The organism is Cupriavidus sp. CPT47-8839-RL05A, assembly GCF_058792255.1.
Window position 1 is genome coordinate 220,027 of sequence record NZ_JBYTEG010000001.1, and the last position, 20,169, is coordinate 240,195.

Sequence of the window (20,169 nt, forward strand, 5' to 3'; positions counted from 1 at the left end):
GATCCCTGACTACCTGATGCCAGCCACGCCTGCCCCGATCCGTATCGACGTGTCGGCCCCGTACCGGGTCGACGGCCAACCCGCGCGCTACCAGTCGGTCTGGCTGCTGGCGCGCATCTGGCATGCGCATCGCACCGGGGAGGGCGGTGTCGCCGCGGCAGTGGTGCGCAGCGCCTTCCCGACGGCGGCCAACCTGCGCATGCTGGTGTCGCGCGCGTTTGCGGACTTTGCGCGCTGGCAGGTGGCGGTCGGATGGGGGGCCGACCGCCAGCGCGACCCGGCCGCGGCCAATCCGGCGCAGCGCAGCCGCGGGCCGTTCTGGATCACGGCAGCGAGCGCGCGGCGCCTGCGCTTTGTGGCGGACGGGCGCACGCTGGGCCCGGCCGCGCTGGCCCGCCGCCTTGGCTTTCCCACGGGGCCGCAAGCGGCGCCGGCGGGCCAGCCGGACGGCGTCGGCTACGTGATGCGCGACATGGCCTTCTGGAGCGAGCTGACCCAGGCCATGCGCGGCGCGCAGGACGGCCACGCAGGCATGCACGGCTCAGCCGTGGCCGAGTCCTTCCGCGCGGCAGGCCGCAGTGCCGGCGACGGTTTCCAGCAAGCGCTGTCATTGCTCAAGGAAAGCCTGGCGTGGCGCCGCTGCGGCCGCCTCGATCAGAGCCGGGCGGCACTCAGGCGTGTCGACCGCCTGGTGCAGGCGGCCGAGGCCGGCGCGGCGACGCCCGCGTTCTGCGCCATGGCGCATATCGTGCGGGCCTGGGAACGCTATACCCGCGGTGACAGCGACGGCGCGCGTGCCGGCCTGGAAGGGCTGCAGTCCGATCCGGAACTGCGCCTGGTGGTGCGCTACAACCCGCGCGTGCGCTTTGAAGTGCTGAACCTGGAAGCGCTGCTGCACAAGGCCGATGCCATGCGCGCCGGGCATGCCGGCACGGCGCGGGCCGCGCAGCTGGCGCTGGATACCTTCGCCGGCGCGCTGCAGGCCGCCTACGAGGCCGATTCCGTCGACGCCGTGCAGCATGCCGCGGCCAATATCGGCCTGTGCCTGTGGCTGTTCTGGCAGCACGGCCTGGTCGATGCCGCGCGCACCTTGTCCGCCAGCGCGGTGCAGCGGCAGGCGATGCGCTGGCTGGGCTTGTCGGAGTGGATCTGCGACCGGTTCGGCGTGGGCGGCGGCACGGCGTGGAACGCGATCTTCCTGCTGCGCATCGCACGCGGCAGCTGCGGGCCCGATACCCCGCCATCCGACCGGCCAGCCAGGGCCAACGACAGCATGGCCGCGTTCCGCCGCCAGCGCCCGCTGTCCGTTGCCGACGCTGTCGACGCACTGCGGCCGTTCCACGCGCCGTTCGCACCGGCCAAGGGCTTCGTGCGCTGGTCCGCCGTGGCTGCGTTCGCGCTGGAAGACCATGACGTCGGCCACGTCAGGCTGGGGCCGTTGCAGCTGGCCAACCTGCTGCTCGAATCGGCCTGGTACCTCACCCACGAGCAAGGCGCTACCGCCATAGCGTGTGCCGCGGTGGAGCGGCTGGCCGCCCAGCTGCCGGCGCTGCGGCCGGCCGAGCGTGCCTTCTTCACAGCCGAACTGCGCGCGTTGCCGCCAGAGCTGCGCGATGCTGCCGCGGAAGCGTCACGGCGCAGGCGCAAGGCGGCGTGACGGCAGTGTGCTACGCCCCGCTTGTGCCGATCCGGTTCGCGCGGGACAGCTCGCCCGGGGTCATGTTGTACAGCCGGCGGAATGCCGCGATAAACGCCGACAGCGAGTCATAGCCGCAATCCAGGGCAACGTCGGTCACGGCCTCGCCGCGCTCCAGCCGCGGGACCGCGTCGAGCAGGCGCAGGCGCTGCCGCCAGGCGCGGAAGGTCAGCCCGGTTTCGCGCAGGAACAGCCGGGTCAAGGTCTTGTCCGACACCGCCAGGCGGGCGCTCCACGCAGCCAGGCTGGTATCGCGGTCCGCGTGGCGCTGCAGGCCGTTGCAGACCAGCCGCAGGCGCGGGTCGGCAGGCAGCGGCAGCATGAGTTCCACTTCCGGCGCGGCGCCGAGCTGGTCCAGAAGCACGCGCGCCAGGCGGCCGTCGGCGCTGTGCTCATCGTATTCGGCGGGCAGGTAGCTGAAGGCCCGGATCAGCTCGCGCAGCAGCGGACTTACCGTGAGCACACGGCAGCGGCCCGAGGCCGCCGCGCAAACCCCGTTGTCCAGGTAAAGGCTGCGGACGCGCGTGCCGGCAGCGCAGCGCACGCGGTGCTGCATGCCGGACGGAATCCAGACCGCCCACTGCGGCGGTGCCACAAAGCGCCCGCTGTCGGTCAGCACCTCCAGCACACCCTCCAGGGCATAGGCGAACTGGCACCACGGATGCCGGTGGCGGTAGCCCAGTATGCGGTTGGGCAGGGCTTCGACATGGCCATATAGCGGGCGAGGCAGCCGCGCGAGTGCGCGCAGGCCGTGGTCGTGGGCAGGCATGCGGTGTCCGTTGGCGCTGTGGGCGATGCCGCTGCTGATGTCCGATTGGCGATACCGGATGCGACTTTGCCGTTAGCCAGATTATTTGCCGCAGGCTAACTTGCGCTCGCCCCATAGGCAATCCGGGCAATCCGCTCTACCACGCATGCAGGTTGCCCAGCGTCCGGCATGCCCCCTTCGCTGTGTTACCAACGGAGCCTGCAATGCACCGCATACGACTTTCCACCCGACTGCGCCGGGCCGGCTTGCTGGCCGCGCTCATCCTGCCGGCTGCGCCGGCGTGGGCTTTCGATGTGAGCGGCAAGTACTGCGATACACCTTCAGCCTGCGTCAACCCGATGGCCACCGGCGGCATGGTGACGTCGTCCAACCGCCTGGCCACGCAGGCGGGGCTGCGCGTGCTTGCGCGCGGCGGCAATGCGGTCGATGCTGCCATCGCCGTGGCTGCGACCATCGCCGTGGTCTACCCGCATATGAACTCCATCGGCGGCGATGCCTTCTGGCTGATCTACAACGCCAGAACCCGCGAGGTGCGCGCGCTCAATGCCAGCGGCCGCGCTGGCGAGCAGGCCAGTATCGCCTTCTACCAAGGCAAAGGCCTGGACAAGATCCCCGCCCGCGGTTACCTGTCGGCCAACACCGTGCCCGGCACCGTTGCCGGCTGGGAGGCGGCGTACCAGTACGCGCGCCAGGGCATGGGCCGCAGCCTGCCCTGGCCGGATCTGCTGGCCGATGCGGTGCGTTATGCCGAGACGGGCTTTCCGGTCTCATCTTCATTCGTGACCTGGAGCCGGATCAATACCGATCCGTCCGACAAGGAGTTCCGCGCCTTGCAGCGCTTCGACGGCTTTCGCCAGACATTCCTCAAGCCGGACGGCTCTGCCTACCGGGTTGGCGAAACCCTGCGCCAGCCCGACCTTGCCGGAACGCTGCAGCAGATCGCGGCGGGCGGCGCCAAGGCGTTCTACCAGGGGGAAATCGCGCGCAAGATCGTGGCCGACCTGCAGGCACACGGCGGCATGCTGACCTACGGTGACTTTGCCCGCCATCGCGCCGACTGGGTGCAGCCTATTACCGTGAACTACCGCGGCTACCAGGCCGTCAACTTTCCGCCCAACACGCAAGGCTTTGCCTCGCTGGAGATCCTGAACATCCTGGACAAGCGCGACGTGCGCGCCCTCGGCGAAGGCACGGCCGACTACTATCACGTGCTGGTGGAGGCGACCAAGCAGGCCTTTGCCGATCGCGACCGCTACCTGGCCGATCCGGATTTCGTGCAGATCCCGCTGGCGCGGCTGCTGTCGCCGCAGCACGGGCAGGTGCAGTCGGGGCGCATCAGCATGCTGCGGGCCGGCATGGACGTGAAGCCGATGGACCCGCACGGCGACACCGTGTGGTTCGGCACCGCCGACAAGGACGGCAACGTGGTGTCGATGATCCAGAGCGTGTATCACGACTTCGGTTCCGGCATCGTACCCAAGGGCACCGGCGTGCTGCTGCAGAACCGCGGCTCGTTCTTTTCACTCGATCCCGCGCACGTGAATCAACTGGCGCCGGGCAAGCGCACCTTCCATACCCTCAACCCGGCACTGCTGCTGAAGGACGGCAAACCGTTCCTGGTCTACGGCACCATGGGCGGGGAAGGGCAGCCGCAAACGCAGGCCGCGCTGGTGACGCGGATCGTGGATTTCGGCATGTCGCCGCAAGATGCCGTCAATGCGCCGCGCTGGCTGTATGGGCGGACCTGGGGCGTGTCGTCGAACGACCTCAAGATTGAAGGCCGCGTGCCGGAGGCCGTGACCTCCGAGCTGGCTCGCCGCGGGCATCCGGTCAGGCGCGTGGAAGCGTTCACGGACACGATGGGCCACGCGGGCGCCATCCTGATCGATCCAGTGACAGGCGTGATGTATGGCGCCACGGATCCACGTGGAGATGGATTGGCCGCAGGGTTATAGCGGTTGGCGATTGCGGCCGGCAACAAAAAAGGGCGACCTTGCGTCGCCCTTGCTCACTGGCAAGTCAGCATCAGTCGAACAGCTCGTGCCAGATGCTCTTCTTCTTATAGTGCTTCTGCTCGCGCTCATAGTACCGGTCGCGGTCGCCATGGCCGCGCTGGTATTCCTGTCGCGGGGGTTGGGTTTGCTGCGGCATTTGCTGCATCGGCGCCGCCTGCTGCGCGGGGGCGGTTGCCACGGAGCGCTCAAGGATCTTGTCGAGTTCGCCGCGGTCCAGCCAGACACCGCGGCATTTCGGGCAGTAATCGATCTCGATGCCCTGGCGTTCGGACATCACGAGTTGCGTTTGCGGGCACACCGGACAATCCATTGCTTCTCCTCATTGCAGTGAAAACAGTCAGGGTATGACCGGCGCCAGCGCGTATGGTTCGACCGGAAAATGCTTGCGAAAGTGGTGCCGGGGCCGCTTGATGTGGCGCGCAGGCGCGCCTGACGGGGAATTTGCGGGGCTGGCTGCCGTCGAAGGCATATGCATGCCTCCCGTCTGTCTTCCCGTCCCCGCGCATTCGCCGGCCTGATCTGGCTGGTGGTGAGCATCTGCCTGATCTGGCTCGCCTGGCCCTGGTTGCGGCCGCCAATCGAACGCGCGATCTACGTGGCCCGGCTCTCGGTCCGCCCCGCGCCGGTGGCATTGCCGGTGCCGGTCGAGGGCATTGTCCCGGGGGCGCTGCGCGATACCTGGCACGGCGCGCGCTCCGGCGGACGCAAGCATGAGGGCATCGATATCTTTGCGCCGCGCGGCCGCCCGGTGGTGTCGGCTACCGAGGGCATTGTCACGCGCGTGGGCACCAACAAGCTGGGCGGGAAGGTGGTGTGGGTGATGGGGCCCGGGCGCCAGCTGCATTACTACGCCCATCTGGACGACTACGCCGGCGTGCGTGCCGGCGACGTGATTGTGCCCGGCACGGTGCTGGGCTATGTCGGCACAAGCGGCAATGCGCGGGGCACGCCGCCCCACCTGCACTATGGCGTCTACACCGCGGGCGGGGCGATCAATCCCTACCCGCTGCTGAAGGCGCCCGCGCCAGGGGGCGGGGCGGCCGCGCGAGGCGGCGCACGCTAGCGCGCGCGCCCGCGGGTTTCAAGGCAGGCCGCTCAGGCAGCCTCGCCGACGGTGCCGTGGCCGACTTCTTCAGCCGGCTCGTCCTTGCCGCCGGGCAGCAGCAGGTTGAGGATCACCGCCGACAGCGAGCCCACCGTGATGCCGGAGCCAAACACTTCATGGACGAAGGCAGGCAGCTTGGACAGCAGTTCCGGGCGGAATGTCACCGCCAGGCCGCAGCCGATCGACACGGCCACGATCAGGGTATTGCGCTGCGTGAACTTGACGGTGCTGAGCATCTGGATCCCGCCCGACACGATCATCGCGAACATCATCAGGCCGGCGCCGCCCAGCACCGGCTGCGGAATCGTCACCACCAGCGCGCCCAGCACCGGGAACAGCCCCGCCAGCAGCAGCATGACGCCGGTCAGCGCGACCACATGGCGGCTGGCCACGCCGGTCAGCGAAACCACGCCGACGTTCTGCGCAAAGGTGGACAGCGGCGGGCTCGACACCAGTGCCGCAAAGGCCGAGCCAAAGCCATCGCACAGGATGCCGCGCGACAGGCATTTACCGGAAATCGGCCGCTGCGTGGCCGCGCCCAGTGCCATGAACGTGCCCGTGGATTCGACGATGGTCACCAGGTAAGCGATCGACATGGCGACGATGCCGGAGACCGGGAACGACATCCCGAAGTGCAGCGGCTGCGGCACCGCGATGATCGGCGCCTGGTGAAACTGAGTGAAGTCGACCAGGCCCAGTGCCAGGCAGAGCAGGTAGCCGCCGGCAATGCCGACCACAATGGCCGAGGCCGACAGCATGCCCTTGCCCCACTGCACCACCGCGACCACCAGCGCCAGCACCGCGACGGCAATCGCCAGGTTGCCGGGGGCGCCATAGCGGCTGCTGCCCTGGCCGCCTGCGGCCCAGTCGATGGCCACCGGAATCAGCGACAGGCCGATCATGGTGACCACCACGCTGGTGACGGTATGCGGAAACAGCTTGCGGATCGCCGGCATGAAGAAGCTGCCCAGGATCATCACCAGCGAACCCGCCAGCGCCGAGCCCAGGATGCCGGCCACGCCGTGTTCGACGCCCACGCTGATGGCCGCGCCGACAAAGGCGAAGCTGGTGCCCATCACGCATGGCATGCGGATGCCCACCCGGCCAATGCCCTTGCACTGGATGATGGTGACGATGCCCGAGCCAAGCAGGGCCGCATTCACCAGGGCAATGACCTGGTCCGGCGGCAGCTTCAGCGCACCGCCAATGACCAGCGGCACCGCAATGATGCCGCCCAGGGCGGCCAGCAGATGCTGGAGCGCAAGCAAAAACGTCGTCAGCCGAGGGGGGCGGTCTTCCACCTTGAATAGCAAGGGCGCCATTCATGTCTCCTGTTGTCTGGCCGGATAGGTTTCCGGACTGTCTTGTTCTTCTGGCGCCGGGGAAGGGGCTGCCCCCGGCCCTGTCATTGCGCGCTGACGGGCAGGCGGAGGCCGCCTGCCGCGAGCGTGGCCTGGATCAGATTCCAGGCTGCAACCGGGGAGCAAGAATAGCAGGGATAAGCACTCCGTGATACAAAAATTGCATACAATTTGTATCAACTCCCTTGCGCGGGAGGTGGGGCAAGAAATGGCCCACGGGTTTCGATATGAACGTGTTGACCACCAGCAGCTGCAAGGAACTGCGCATCCATTCCGGCACCGTCAACGCGGTTTGCGAGCAGTACGCCAAGTCGCGTAGCCAGCATCGCCGGCCGTACCTGCGCTATCGCGGCCGCAAGTCGCTCGGCTGGGTGCCGCTCAAGGGCCGGGATCTCAAGCGCTCGGGCGACGCATTCCGCTTTGCCGGCAACACGTTTCGCGTGTTCAGCTCCCGCCCCCTTCCCGATGGCAAGATCAAGGACGGGACGAATTTCTCCCGCGACGCGCGAGGCAACTGGTTCCTGAACATCGTGATTGAAGTTGCCGACACCCAAGCCCGCTCCCCGGCACGCGGCGTTGGCATCGATCTGGGCTTGAAGGACCTTGCCACGCTGTCCACCGGCGAGAAGGTCGGGAATCCGCGCCACCTTGGCCGACTCGAGCAAGCGCTGGCCAAAGCGCAGCGAGCGCGCAAGCGGCGACAGGCCACGAACCTTCACGCCCGCATCGCCAATGCGCGGCGTGACTTCCTGCACAAGCTCTCGCATCGCATCGTGCGGGACTTCGACTACATTGCGGTGGGGAATGTGAACGCCGCCGGCCTCGCCAGGACCAGCATGGCGAAGTCCGTCCTCGATGCGGGCTGGTCGTCCTTCCGCACAATGCTCGCGTACAAGGCGATTGCGCATGGCGCGTGGTACGAGGAAGTCGACGAACGTTTCACCACCCAGGTCTGCTCTTCGTGCGACGCGATGCCGCCGGAGAGGCCGAAAGGTATCGCAGACCTTGGAATAAGGCAGTGGGTATGCAGTGGATGCGGTGCTGTACCTGATCGCGATGTGAACGCTGCGCTAAATATCCTTGCCCGATCGGGACATCGATCGCCTGCAGAGGGAATCTCCTCCCTTTAGGGAGGAGAGGATGTCAAAGTTGTTGGTCTTGACCGGCTGCTCAAGGCTCGACGAATTGATACTTACTTGCGCCCGGCCAGCGCCTTCTGGATGGCCGCTTCGGTCTCGGCGTAACTCCCTTCGCCAAAGTGCTTGTAGACCACGGAGCCGTTGGCATCGACCAGGTAGAGCGCCGGCCAGTACCGGTTGCGCCAGGCGTTCCAGGTGGCATAGGCGTTGTCCTGCGCTACCGGGTAGCGGATATCGAAGCGCTTGAGCGCTGCCTGCACGTTGGCGGTGGACTTCTCGAAGGGGAACTCGGGGGTGTGGACGCCGACCACGACCAGGCCCTTGTCGCGGTATTTGTCGTACCACTGCCGCACATGGGGCAGCGTGTTGATGCAGTTGATGCAGCTATAGGTCCAGAAATCGACCAGCACGACCTTGCCGCGCAGCCCGGCAACGGTCAGCGGTTCAGAGTTGAGCCACTTGTCGATGCCGGTGAATTCCGGCGCCTTGCCATAGTCGGCAGGGGCGGCGGCGGCATGCTGGGCGGCGACGATGGCGGTAGTGGCAAGCAGGGTACGAAGCAAGCGGTGCATGGTTCAGGCTCCAGGTTGGGAGGCAGGGAAAAGCGAGGTCAGCCAGGCGACGGCAAGGGTGTCGTACTGGAAGTACATGGCGATGGCGGTCGCCACCACCAGCACGCCGAAGCCTTGCTGCAGCCGGTGCGTGTGACGCGCCAGCCGGCGCACGTGAGTGGTGGCGAACTGGCCGCCATAGGCAATGCCCAGCATCGGGATGGCCGCGCCAGCCGCGAACAACGCCAGCAGGCCGGCAGCGCGATGCAGGTCTTGCGCCTTGGCCACCAGCGCGAGGATCGACGCCAGCACCGGCCCGGCGCACGGGGTCCACACCGCGCCCAGCGTCATGCCCAGCACAAAGCCGCCGGCCACGCCGGTGCCGGTCCGGCCGCCGACGCCCGCCAGGCGGTCGACCACGCCGGCGAACGGGGCCGCCAGGCGCTCGAAGCCCGCCGGCCAGAGCCGTGACAGGCCGGCACCCAGCAGCAACAGGATGGCCGCGTTGCGCACCACGCCTGGGGCTTCGCTGAAGGCGCTGGACAGTGCGCCAAAGACTATGCCCAGCGCGGAAAAGGCGCTGACGAAGCCAAGCGCGATCGCCAGCGGGCGCAGCCGGCCGGATTCGCCCACCGAGCCGGCCAGCAGCATGGGCAGCACCGGCAGCACACAGGGCGAGGCAATGGTCAGCACGCCGGCGGCGAAGGCAAGGAAGGCGTCGATCATGGACGGCTCCCGTCGGCGTGCGCGGTGCCGTGGCAGGCACGATGGCAGGAGCAGGGTGGCGGCGGATGGATGGCGGCGACGGACATGGCGGAGAACTCCCGGTGTTGGCGATAGACGCATTCCACCGTCCGCACGTATCCGGGCTGTTTCCGCGCCCCGGCATCCGTGCAAGCTTTCATGTCTGCCGCGGCCCGGGATACAGAGCGATACATAGTGGCGCCGGTGCCGCCCCATGGTGGCGGCACCGGGCAGTGCCAATGCTGTGCCGCCGCTTCAGCGGCTGCCGTTGAGCTCGAGGTATTCCGTGAATTCGTCGCGCACGACGGCTTCAATGCGGGCGAGCTCGTCGTCCGTGATGTCTTCGAACAGCTTGCGCTTGCGCCTGGACAGCTCGCCGTGGTTCTGGACGATCAGGTCGATCAGGTTCGACAGGCGTGACTGGCGCAGGTCGAGCCAGCTTTCCAGGCGTGCGACGCTGGCATCGTAGGCGCGCAGGTACTGGAGCTCCTGCGCAAGGTCCTGCTCGACGCACTGCTCGATGCATTCGAAGACGAATTCGCACAGCGCCGTCGCATCAAAGGATGCGTAAAGCCAGCCGGGCTGTGGCGACTTGATCAGGATGGTGTCGCTGTCCGAATCCAGCGCGTAGTTGAGCAGGGCCGTCCGCGGGGCGGAATAGGACTTCAGCAGCGCGGCATAGGTATCGATCTGCTTGAGCATCCGTGCCGACACCGGCAGCACGACGCCATCGGGCGTGACACCGGCCTGGCGCAGCAAATGGTGGATGAGGAATCGATGGAGCCGGCCGTTGCCGTCGTAGAACGGGTGGGCGAAGACAAAGCCAAACGATACGCACGCCGCGGCCACGATGGGGTTTGCCGCCTGTGCCTCGACCAGGCCCGCGACCGCGGCAATCCCGTCCATCATCGCGCCAAGCTGCCCGGGCGGCGGGGGAATATAGTCAGCGATGTTGCGCATGCGCCCGCCGCGGGACAGCCAGTTCTGCTTGTCGCGATAGGAGAATTCGGCGCGCAGCCCCGAGATGATTTCGTTCTGCCACTCGCACAGCTGCGCTTCGGTCAGCGGGGCGGGATTGCCGGCATACTCCAGCAGCCGCCTGAACTTGGCGACCCGCTGGTTATCGGGGATCTCGTGCTCAATGGAGTAGGTCGATCGTGTCTCCGCGAGGTAGAGGTAGTCCACCGCGCGCGCCAGCAACTCTGGCTCGAGCCGCTTGATGGCCGCGGCCACACGGCCGGGGAGGTCGGCGGCTATGTACTGCGCCAGCTTCTCGGTGCGGCGTACCAGGGGGCAAAACGCGGCCGGGCCGAGGTGGTTGTTCTGGATACCGAACTGCAGGTCCGGCGTTGCCGGGCCGGTCAGGTACCGGCTCTCGTCCAGCGCCAGTACCCTGGGCGCCCCGGCCGGCAGCTTGTAGTCGAATTGCGCCCCGGCAAGCCATTTGGCATAGAACGCGCTCAGCCTCGCATAGCGCGAGGTCGGGGTGGCCGCCAGCCACTCCCGTACCGCCTGCACCGCTGGCGCATGCTCGAACAGCGCCGCCAGCACGGTCAGGTCGAGCTGCTCCTTCTTCAGCGCGAAAGTCAGGTGGTCCACGGTCGTGTCGCCGCCGCGGTAGCGGTTCCTTGGATACACGGTGCGCGTGGTGCCGTCCGGTCCGGTGTGCGTGCTGAGGACCCCGGTCTTGTCGGCAAGGGCGGACGTCGAGCGCAGCGGCGGCACGCGCAACCCGAACTTGCGGATAAGCGCGTCGTAGCCAAGTGGCGCATGAGACATAGATGGTCGCAATTCCTGGGTGCCGGTTTGCCGGGAGCTTACCAGAGTTCCTACAGGGTTTACCAAAACATCTACTTTTCTCCAAAATGCTTTCTATTCTGTCTATAGCAATGGGTGGGCGACCTGGTCGCCCGGCCTTCCAGGAGTTCTACAGCACTTACCGTTTTATCTACTTTTGCGGTTAGCCCGGATGATCTTGTCTACAGTGCTTGCCGGCCCAGGCCGCAGCGCATCGCCCGCAAATCGAAATCCCGCATGACAAAAATGCCATCTTCTGAATCTGCCCAAATGGCATTCAGGTTTTTCCGGCAAATCCGTCAGGGTTTTCGAGAGTTCCTGGCCGCGACCACGGACTAAGCGTTTTTATTTATTTGCCCGGCTCCAATAATCGCCTATAACTCCATCTACATGCTGCGGCTGATGTCACGCATCATGCCTACGCCCGCCAGGCTTGCCTGCGGGCATTTTTTTTGGGGGCGTGGGTCTGCTTATGCGGTATTAATCGCTCTGATTTATTTTGCTCATCATCCGGCGCAGTCAAAATCATGACATTTCTGTAATCATGACATTTTCGTAATCATGGCTACCTGGCCGGAAGGATCACTTTCAAATATGACAAATTCGTAATGATGAGATTTAAGTCCTTTTGCTCATCCATTCAAAACGAACCCTCATCTATCGACAGCGATTCGCCTAGAAGTGGCTCCAGTAAAGGATTTCATGGGTATCCGGCAGTGCCAGGCAAGAGCCTCTTCCCGTGTCGATGATGCATATTCAGCGTGAATATCCAGAACCCATCGTAAGCCATCATAAATTCAGTGAAAACCCTGCCATCCCTTTCGCTTGACTTACTTGATATATCACATACTGTGTATCCCATCGCCACTCCGAACTTGAGAGAGGTGAGGGCGGAGACCTCAGGTCGGCGTCGGAATAAGAGGCAAATAAATGCCAATGACACAGGAGACATGAAATGCCAGCAGCCACCCTTATGCTGAGGCGCAGTGCGTCCGCATACCCGCCCGCATTCCCGCAATTGAATGGCCAAATGATTCAAGGAGCGCGCAAATGAGTAATCCATCGGCAGCGCTGGGCGCTAATCGCCAGGTCCCGGAAGGCACACGCTGGCTGCAATTGATTGTCGGTGTGGTCTGCATGATCGCCACCGCCAATATCCAGTACGCCTGGACCTTGTTCGTCCCTGAGATCCAGGGTACCTACGGCTGGTCGCGCGCCAGCATCCAGATCGCCTTCACCGTTTTCGTCCTTGTGCAGACCTGGCTGGCGCCGATCGAAGGCTATTTCATCGACAAGTTCGGCCCGCGCATGATGGTCGCCTTCGGCGCGGTCTTCATCGGCGCGGCATGGTGCATCAACTCCCAGGCCACTACCCTGATGGGCTTCTACGTCGGCGCAGCCGTTGGCGGCCTTGGCGTGGGCTCGATCTACGCCACCTGCATCAACAACGCGCTCAAGTGGTTCCCGGACCGCCGTGGCCTTGCCGTGGGCCTGACCGCGGGCGGTTACGGCGCCGGTTCCGCGGCGACCATCCTGCCCATCGCGGCCATGATCGAGTCGCAGGGCTTCCAGCACACCTTCCTGTTCTTCGGCCTGCTGCAGGGCGGCCTCGCCTTTGTCGCGGCGTGGTTCCTGCGCGCACCGAAGGGCAGCGAGGTGAAGGCATCGCAGAAGCTGGTCCAGGCCACGCGCGACTACACGCTCAAGGAAGCGATGTCCACCAAGCTGTTCTGGCTGATGTTTGTGATGTTCATCCTGGTCGTCACCGGCGGCATGATGGCCGTGGCCCAGCTTGGCGTCATCGCCAAGGACCTGGGTGTGAAGGAGTTCAAGGTCGACCTGCACTTCTTCGTGATGGCCGCACTGCCGCTCGCGCTGATGCTCGACCGGATCATGAACGGCATCTCGCGTCCATTGTTCGGCTGGATCTCGGACAACATCGGCCGTGAGAAGACCATGGTCATCGCCTTCACCCTGGAAGGCCTTGGCATCATCGCGCTCGGCTACTTCGGCAGCAACCCGTACGCCTTCCTGATCCTGTCGGGCGTGGTGTTCCTGGCCTGGGGCGAGGTCTACTCGCTGTTCTCGGCACTGGCCGGCGATGCCTTCGGCACCAAGCACATCGGCAAGATCTACGGCGTGCTCTACACGGCCAAGGGTATCGGCGCATTGTTCGTGCCGGTCGGCAACCTGATGATGGAGGCGAGCGGCACCTGGTCGACGGTCCTCTACACGGTTGCGGCCATGGACCTGAGCGCGGCCTTCCTGGCGATCATGGTCTTGCGGCCGGTGCTGGCCAGCCATGTTGCTACCTCCAGGAGTCTCTTCTCGAAGGAGAAGGCGGCGGCGGGGACGCAGGTGCCAGCCTGACCGGCAGATACACAGGCGTTTAGCAGCAAACCGGGCGGGCTTCTTCGGAAGCCCGCTTTTTTCGTCTACCGGGGACTTGCGTCTCGGGCGGGCGCTTCTGCCGGCAAGCCGGTACCTCGCGGGAGGGCACTAGTTCTCCTGAACCAGCTGGAATGCGGTCCTGCATGCCTTGGCCCATTCCGACGCCAATTCCCTACGCTGCGCGGTCCGGGTTGCCATCGTTTCGTCCAGGCCGGCCGCAAGATCCTGAACGGTCACCGCGGCCGGCGCCCCGGCCGCGCCCCAGGCGGCGGCAAAGGCGACTTGCTTGCTGGTGCCAGGAGCTTGTGCGGGCCGGAGCAGGCCAAGCCGTGGCAGGCAAAAGGCGCCGGCGACAATGCTGCCGTGCAGGCTGCTGCCGACAAAGCCCCGGCTGCGCGCAATCAGCGCACAGATATCCCATAGATTGAGCGAGTCGAACAGGACCACAGGCGTGCCGCGCAGCCGTGCCGCCAGGCGCTGGTAGCAAGCCAGGTCGTCGTGCCAGGGCGCGGCGCCGGCGCGAAACAGGACCACGCCCAGGGTCCTGGCCCGGGCGATACGTTCGAGCTGGGCCGCCAGCTGTGAAAGGGTATCGTCGTCGCCAAAATCCGCGCTGAACTGCACGGCCAGGTACCCGCCCGAGAGCCCTGACACGATGCGGGCGCACTCGCCCTGGCGGGCGCGCCGGCGGATGCGGTCGCCGAACAGCTCGGCCACCAGCACGGCCGGATCGGGTTCCAGTCGGCAGGCAATGCCGTTCTGCGCGAGCATGGCCCGGGTTTGATGGTCCCGTACCCCGACGCTGGTGGCGGCCCCGAGCTTGGCCACCACCTCGGCCCGCATGGCAGGCTCAACCGATCCCAGTTCAATGCCGCCGGCGGCGTGGACAATGACACGCCGGACATTGGCAAAGATACCGGCCGGCAACAGGTAGGGGACCAGGTCCCGTACGCCCAACTGCGCCTGGGCCCAGGCCGTCCGCTCGTGCGGCCGGGCATCGAGCAGCGCCACCACCGTCGGGGCCTGCTCGGGCGGCTGCAGCATCACGGCCGCCTCCCAGAGCGAGCAGGTCAGGGTTTCGCCACCCACATGGATGACATCGACGGCGCTGTCGCCCACGGTGGCTGCCAGCCGCGCCAGGGTGTGGACCCGATGGCCGCCATGGATTCTCAGGTTGCGCTCGGCCAGGCCCCCGTAGAACGGGTTGGCCTGCCCGATCAGGCTTCGTATCACATGCGGCAGAAGGAGGTCGCCGAAGTTGTGGCGATCGAAAGCGCCGAACAGGATCATGGGCAAGCCGGTGCTTCCTGACTGCGAGGCTGGCATGGCGTCAACGTTCTCAGATCCGCATATTGTAACTTGCCCATGGGACCCCCCTCGGGACGCCTCCTCCGTAGGATTAGAATCCCCAAAGCCGCCCATCGCAAGTGGCTTCGGCCACCAAGGCAGTGCTGGACGAGGGACCGGCTGACGGTGGGCGCCGCGGCGGCGCGCCTTGTGATAAAGGTACGGCTGTCCTGTTCCCGGCGCATGCCACGACACGTCCGCTATGTTCCAGGTGATTGCTCCTTGCGCCGCCCTGGCGCCCTACGTCAACGGCTACTGGTTCGTCGAGGACCTGGCGGGTGTTTACGCGGGCAGGCGGATCATGACCTGCCCGTACCCCGGGGCGGTGCTCTCGGTCAACTTCGGGCGCCCGAATGCGATGGAGGGCGGCCAGACCGTGCCGCAGGTCTCGCTGCTGGGCTTCCAGTCGACCAGCCGGCAATGGCGGTCGTGGCCGGACACCTATTTCGTCATGGCGATGCTGAGTGGCGCGGGCCTGGCGCGGCTGTTCCCCGGCATTGGGCCGGACTGCAAGGACCAGCTGCTGGACCTCGCCGGATACCTTGGGGACGGCGCGGCCCATGCGCTCAGTGCCGACCTGAGCGCCGCCTGGACGCCGGCGCGGGTTGCCTGCCGGCTGGACGCGTGGTTGCTGCGGCGCATGACGGCTATCCGGCCGGCTGCGGAACTGGCGACGATCAGGGCGGCGCATGCGCTGCTGCGCCAGGGACGCCAGGTGCAGGAAGTCGCCAGCCTGACCGCCGTCAACCGGCGCCTGCTGAACCGCTGGTTCGAGCGGCACCTTGGCCTCGGCCCCAAGCAGCTGATGGACCTGGAGCGATTGCAGTCCAGCATCCAGGCCGTGCAGCGCGGCGAGGGCGACGCGCTGTCAGGCTATAGCGACCAGCCGCATCAGATCCGGAGCTGGCGGCGGCGCCTGGCCCAGACGCCGGGCGACTATGCGCGCAACGGGCCATCGCCGCTTGCCGAGTACTTCGGACGCCTGCCAGACGATGCCCCGGCGTTCTATCTCTGACGCGCAACACCTGGCGTCCCAAACGTTCAATACAGCGTTCCCCGCCTGCCGCATGCTGGCGGCTCGAAAGGAGAATGCTATGGACGCTGGGAATCTGCCGCTGGAACGATCGTTGGTCGAGTACACGGATGGCACGACTGTCTTCGAAGGGTATGTAGCGCGGCCCGCCGGGCTGGCGCAACGCACGCCGTGCGTGCTGCTGGCGCACGAATGGAGCGGACTCAACGCCGCGATGCGCCGCTGCGCCGACCGGCTTGCGGCATTGGGCTACATCTGCTTTGCCGCAGACGTGTACGGCAAGGGCGTCCGTGGTGACGAGCTGGGAGACAACGCGCATCTCATGGGCCCGATGATGGCCGATCGCCGCTTGTTGCGCCGGCGCCTGCTGGCCGGGTTCGATGCGGCCACCAGGTTTCCCGGGGTCGATGCACAGCGCATGGCTGCGCTCGGGTATTGCTTCGGCGGCCTGTGCGCCCTGGACCTGGCGCGCGCGGCCCCGGCGAACCTGCTGGCTACCGTCAGCTTTCACGGGGTGCTCCACCCGCCGCGGATCGGCCCGCAAGCACCCATCACCTCCAGCATCCTGCTCCTGCATGGTTGGGAAGACCCGGTCGCGCCGCCGAACGACGTTCTCGGCATTGCAGTGGAGCTGACCGGCGCCGGCGCGGACTGGCAGCTGCATGCCTATGGCCATGCCCGGCACGCATTCACGTTCGAGGGGGCGAATCTTCCGGAACGTGGCATTGCCTATGATGCGGCGGCGGACCGCCGGTCCTGGGCGGCAATGCAGGCCTTCCTGGCGGAACGGCTTGCCGCGGGTGTGTCACCCAAGGCAGCCTGGCCGGCCAGCTAAGGCGCGCGCTGCGACATGACTTCAGGACGCGTTGGTCTTGCGGCCCACGTTCCGGATCAGTTGCGTGACACGTCCCAGGTACTGGTCGAAGACCTGATTCGCCTGCTCCTGGCTGTTGATTGGCTGTGCGACCGTACGTCCCTCGGCTTCCAGCTTGGCCCGGATCTCGGGCTTGGCCAGGGCTTCGCCAATCGCCTTGCGCAGCACCGCCACCCGGCTCGCGGGCGTGCCCTGCCTGACGAAGTAGCCGCCGCCGATCGAGTACTCGAAGTCGGGCACCAGGCGGCTTTGCGAGATCAGCGGAATATGCTTGAGCGCCGGGGGCAGGGCCTTGGCGAAGCTGCTCAGCACCTTCAGCCGGCCCTGTTGCTGCATGCTGTCGAAACTGGACTGGTAGGGCAGGATGGCAAAGTCGACCTCGCCGCCGGCAAGCCCTTGCAGCGCTGGTGCGCCGCCCTTGTAAGGCACGTGCAGGAAGGGCACGCCGAGCCGGGCAGCCAGGGCATCGCCCATGAGGTGATAGATGGAGTCGATGCCGACCGTGGCGTAGGTCAGCGGCTTGCCCTTGCTTTGCTTCGCATAGTCCAGGAACTTGTCCAGGGTATCCACGGCAATGCCGTTCCTGACCATCAGCACGATGTTGGCGTCGCTGATGGGCGCGGCCAGCTGGAAGTCCTGCGGCTTGTAGCGCGCCGCCGGGTTGAGCATGGGGGCCAGGAAGACCTCGTTGATCGAGCCGTGGAAGAAGGTGTAGCCATCGGCCGGCGCGCCCAGCACCTTGTTGGCGCCGATCAGCCCGGTGCCGCCGCCGTAGTTCTCGACGACCACCTGCTGCCCGACGCTCTTGCTGATGGATTCCCCGAAGATGCGCGCCGAAGTGTCGCTCGCACCACCGGCCGGGTAGGGCACCACCAGGGATAGCGACTTGGCGGGGAAGTTGTCTGCGGCAAAGGCCGGCAGGCTGGCCAGCACGGAGGTGCCGGCGGAAAGACCGGCGTATTGAAGGAAGCGGCGGCGGTTCAGTGAAGCCATGGTGGATGTCCCCGAAGAATAGTTGTTCAAACCAGATAGCTTTGCGTCAGGTGCGCCCAGAATGCGGCGCCGACAGGCAGGGCCTTGTCATTGAAGTCGTACAAGGGGTTGTGGACCATGCAACCACCATCTTCACCGAGGCCGTTGCCGAGCCGGATGTAGGCACCGGGCCGGTGTTCCAGCATGTAGGCGAAGTCCTCGCTCCCCATCACCGGCGGGCGCTCGACCACGTTGTCCGCGCCCACCAGCCGGATCGCGGCCTGGCGGGCGCGCTCGGTCTGCGCGTCGTGGTTGACCAGTACGGGGTACTTGCGTTCGTAGACGACCTCGGATTGCAGCCGGAAGCTCTGGGCCTGGGCGGCTACAAATTCGCTGATGCGCGCTTCGACCAGCGTGCGCACCTGGGGGTCCAGCGTGCGCACGCCGATCTTGATCGTCGCGCTATCGGGCACGACGTTGTAGGTCGTGCCGGCCTGGATGGAGCCCACGGTAATGACCGCCGACTTGAGCGCATCGATCTCGCGGCTGACGATCGATTGCAGTCCGAGCACGATGCTGGCGGCGCACTGCATGGCGTCGATGCCATGATGGGGCATGGCGCCATGGGCGCCGCGGCCGCGCAGCGTGACCGTGGCGCGGTCGAACGAGGCCATGGCAGGGCCGGCGATGACCCCGATCTGGCCGACCGGCAGACCCGGGGAATTGTGCAGCGCATAGATCTCGTCGCAGGGGAATTGCTCGAACAGCCCATCCTCCAGCATGCGCAGCGCACCGCCTTCGTTCTCCTCGGCCGGCTGGAAGATCAGGTTGAGCGTGCCATTGAAATCAACGGACTCGGACAGGTACCTGGCGGCGCACAGCAGGATCGCCGTGTGCCCGTCATGGCCGCAGGCGTGCATCTTGCCGGCGATGGTGCTGGCGTAGTCCAGGCCGGTCTTTTCCTGGATCGGCAGCGCGTCCATGTCGGCACGGATGCCCAGCGCCTTGCTGCCTTGCCCCTTCCTGAGCCTGCCCACGACACCGGTGGTGCCCATGCCGCGATGCACTTCGTAGCCCCATGCCGCCAGCCGCCCGGCGACCAGGTCGCTGGTCTGGCGCTCTTCAAAGGCCAGTTCGGGGTGCGCATGGATCTTTCGGCGGATCTCAACGAACTCCGGCGACAGGGTCTGGATGGATTGGTGCAGATCGGCAAGCGGGGCCTGGTTCATGGCGGTATCGGAGCGTGGTCGTCCACAGCATTCTCCACGCAGGCGCTTGCCGAAACCATGACAATGATGAGGGAGAAACGTTGCATAATTTGCAACATTAAAAAATCCGCGCTGCCGTCCCGAGGCGGCGTCGCGAGCCAGAGGAGGAAGACATGGAAGATGTGCTGGACCGCAAGCGGGCGCTGTGCTTGCTGCAGATCATCGAGACCGGCACGGTGCGCGGCGCGGCCGAGGTGCTTGAGCTGGACCCGTCGGTGGTGAGCCGCGCCGTGGCGAAACTGGAGCAGGACACCGGGCTGACTTTGCTTGAGCGGCGCGGGCGGGGTGTTGTCGCCACCGATGCCGGGCGCCTGCTGGCGCTGTTTGCCCGGCGCCAGCAGGACCTGAACGATACCTTCCTGGCCGAGGTCAACAACCTGAAGAATGCGCGGCGCGGCCACGTGGAGCTGGTCTTTGGCGAAGGCTTCGTCGACCTGGTGCTGGAGCCCGTGCTGCAGGGCTTCCTGCGCAAGCATCCGGACGTGAGCTGCAGCATCCAGGTGGCCGGCACCGATGAAACGGTCCGGCATATCCTGGAGGACCTGGCGCATATCGGCTTCGTCTTTCAGCCGCCCGACGATGTGCGCCTGCGCTCGCACTATTCACGGCTGTCGCCGATCCGCGTGCATGTGCGCAAAGACCATCCGCTGGCGCGCAGACGCCGCGCGCTGACGCTGGCGGACCTGGCGCCGCACCAGGGAGCGGCGCTGACGGAATCGTTTGGTGTGCGCAAGCATATCCAGGCGGCGGAACTGGACGAGCACGTCACCCTGAAGCCGATGCTTGTCACCAACTCGTTCAAGGTGCTGTGGGAATATGCAGCGATGGGGCTGGGCTACATCATGACGGCACGCTCGGTGGCGCTGAAGGAGCCGCAGTTCAGGCAACTGGTGTCGCTGCCGCTGGCCAATCCCATCCTGAACAACAGCCGCATCCACATCATCACCCGGGCCGGCCGGCACCTGTCCCCGGTGGCTGACAGCTTGCTGCGGCACCTGGTGAAGGCGTTCCCGCTGGTCTGAAGCAACTGTACTCCCCGGGCAAGCGCCCCTTTGTATGTACCCGGGGGCACCCGGGAAATCTAATCTGGTGACACCGCAACGATCC

At 66.1% G+C, this 20,169-nt stretch carries 16 protein-coding genes and 1 pseudogene; 8 read left to right on the plus strand and 9 right to left on the minus strand.

Going from position 1 to position 20,169, the window contains the following annotated elements:
• Positions 1–16 precede the first annotated feature (16 nt).
• Positions 17–1,657, plus strand: a complete 1,641-nt coding sequence (locus AC3WVS_RS00955; protein ID WP_492316980.1) for a hypothetical protein — start codon at positions 17–19, stop codon at positions 1,655–1,657.
• Between the two features lie 10 nt (positions 1,658–1,667).
• On the opposite strand, the gene AC3WVS_RS00960 is transcribed toward AC3WVS_RS00955, so the two are convergent.
• Positions 1,668–2,465 (minus strand): AraC family transcriptional regulator, encoded by a 798-nt coding sequence (locus AC3WVS_RS00960; RefSeq protein WP_492316981.1) that lies wholly within the window; start codon positions 2,463–2,465, stop codon positions 1,668–1,670.
• Positions 2,466–2,803: 338 nt separating this feature from the next.
• Between AC3WVS_RS00960 and ggt the strand changes: the two genes are divergently transcribed.
• Positions 2,804–4,420 carry a gamma-glutamyltransferase gene (gene ggt / locus AC3WVS_RS00965; RefSeq protein WP_492317177.1) on the plus strand — a complete coding sequence of 539 codons (1,617 nt, stop codon included), beginning with the start codon at positions 2,804–2,806 and terminating at the stop codon, positions 4,418–4,420.
• 70 nt (positions 4,421–4,490) lie between these two features.
• On the opposite strand, the gene AC3WVS_RS00970 is transcribed toward ggt, so the two are convergent.
• The gene (locus AC3WVS_RS00970) at positions 4,491–4,790 is read right to left on the minus strand and encodes a TFIIB-type zinc ribbon-containing protein (RefSeq protein WP_492316982.1); all 300 of its coding nucleotides are present in this window, start codon (positions 4,788–4,790) and stop codon (positions 4,491–4,493) included.
• Positions 4,791–4,949: 159 nt separating this feature from the next.
• On the opposite strand from AC3WVS_RS00970, the gene AC3WVS_RS00975 reads away from it, so the two are divergent.
• Positions 4,950–5,543: a M23 family metallopeptidase gene (locus tag AC3WVS_RS00975; RefSeq protein WP_492316983.1), complete on the plus strand. Its 594-nt coding sequence runs from the start codon at positions 4,950–4,952 to the stop codon at positions 5,541–5,543.
• A gap of 32 nt (positions 5,544–5,575) precedes the next feature.
• Here the strand turns inward: AC3WVS_RS00975 and AC3WVS_RS00980 are convergent, their stop codons facing one another.
• Complete coding sequence (locus AC3WVS_RS00980) at positions 5,576–6,907, minus strand: nucleobase:cation symporter-2 family protein (protein WP_492316984.1); 1,332 nt, start codon at positions 6,905–6,907, stop codon at positions 5,576–5,578.
• A 233-nt stretch (positions 6,908–7,140) separates the two neighbouring features.
• Here AC3WVS_RS00980 and AC3WVS_RS00985 point away from each other — a divergent pair.
• Positions 7,141–8,076 (plus strand): annotated as a pseudogene (locus AC3WVS_RS00985) (RNA-guided endonuclease InsQ/TnpB family protein); the annotation flags it as partial.
• Positions 8,077–8,138: 62 nt separating this feature from the next.
• On the opposite strand, the gene AC3WVS_RS00990 reads toward AC3WVS_RS00985, so the two are convergent.
• The 3 genes from AC3WVS_RS00990 to AC3WVS_RS01000 all read right to left on the minus strand — a co-directional run bounded on the left by AC3WVS_RS00990 (position 8,139) and on the right by AC3WVS_RS01000 (position 11,159).
• A complete protein-coding gene (locus AC3WVS_RS00990) occupies positions 8,139–8,657 on the minus strand; it encodes a thioredoxin family protein (RefSeq protein ID WP_492316985.1) in 519 nt (172 codons plus the stop codon).
• A 3-nt stretch (positions 8,658–8,660) separates the two neighbouring features.
• Entirely contained in the window at positions 8,661–9,362 is a 702-nt protein-coding gene (locus AC3WVS_RS00995) for a cytochrome c biogenesis CcdA family protein (RefSeq protein ID WP_492316986.1), read from the minus strand.
• A 273-nt stretch (positions 9,363–9,635) separates the two neighbouring features.
• Positions 9,636–11,159 (minus strand): Fic family protein, encoded by a 1,524-nt coding sequence (locus tag AC3WVS_RS01000; protein ID WP_492316987.1) that lies wholly within the window; start codon positions 11,157–11,159, stop codon positions 9,636–9,638.
• Positions 11,160–12,227: 1,068 nt separating this feature from the next.
• On the opposite strand from AC3WVS_RS01000, the gene oxlT reads away from it, so the two are divergent.
• Positions 12,228–13,547: an oxalate/formate MFS antiporter gene (gene oxlT, locus AC3WVS_RS01005; protein WP_492316988.1), complete on the plus strand. Its 1,320-nt coding sequence runs from the start codon at positions 12,228–12,230 to the stop codon at positions 13,545–13,547.
• A gap of 129 nt (positions 13,548–13,676) precedes the next feature.
• Here the strand turns inward: oxlT and AC3WVS_RS01010 are convergent, their stop codons facing one another.
• Positions 13,677–14,894, minus strand: coding sequence for a polysaccharide pyruvyl transferase family protein (locus AC3WVS_RS01010; protein ID WP_492316989.1), 1,218 nt, complete (start codon positions 14,892–14,894; stop codon positions 13,677–13,679).
• Between the two features lie 223 nt (positions 14,895–15,117).
• On the opposite strand from AC3WVS_RS01010, the gene AC3WVS_RS01015 reads away from it, so the two are divergent.
• Complete coding sequence (locus AC3WVS_RS01015) at positions 15,118–15,930, plus strand: helix-turn-helix domain-containing protein (protein WP_492316990.1); 813 nt, start codon at positions 15,118–15,120, stop codon at positions 15,928–15,930.
• A gap of 79 nt (positions 15,931–16,009) precedes the next feature.
• Positions 16,010–16,783, plus strand: coding sequence for a dienelactone hydrolase family protein (locus tag AC3WVS_RS01020; protein WP_492316991.1), 774 nt, complete (start codon positions 16,010–16,012; stop codon positions 16,781–16,783).
• Positions 16,784–16,804: 21 nt separating this feature from the next.
• Here AC3WVS_RS01020 and AC3WVS_RS01025 read toward each other — a convergent pair whose 3' ends face one another.
• Positions 16,805–17,815, minus strand: a complete 1,011-nt coding sequence (locus AC3WVS_RS01025; protein ID WP_492316992.1) for a tripartite tricarboxylate transporter substrate binding protein — start codon at positions 17,813–17,815, stop codon at positions 16,805–16,807.
• A 26-nt stretch (positions 17,816–17,841) separates the two neighbouring features.
• Entirely contained in the window at positions 17,842–19,023 is a 1,182-nt protein-coding gene (locus tag AC3WVS_RS01030; protein ID WP_492316993.1) for a M20 aminoacylase family protein, read from the minus strand.
• A gap of 152 nt (positions 19,024–19,175) precedes the next feature.
• Here AC3WVS_RS01030 and AC3WVS_RS01035 point away from each other — a divergent pair, with 152 nt between their 5' ends.
• Positions 19,176–20,084 (plus strand): LysR family transcriptional regulator, encoded by a 909-nt coding sequence (locus tag AC3WVS_RS01035; protein WP_436223262.1) that lies wholly within the window; start codon positions 19,176–19,178, stop codon positions 20,082–20,084.
• The last annotated feature ends 85 nt before the right edge of the window (positions 20,085–20,169 follow it).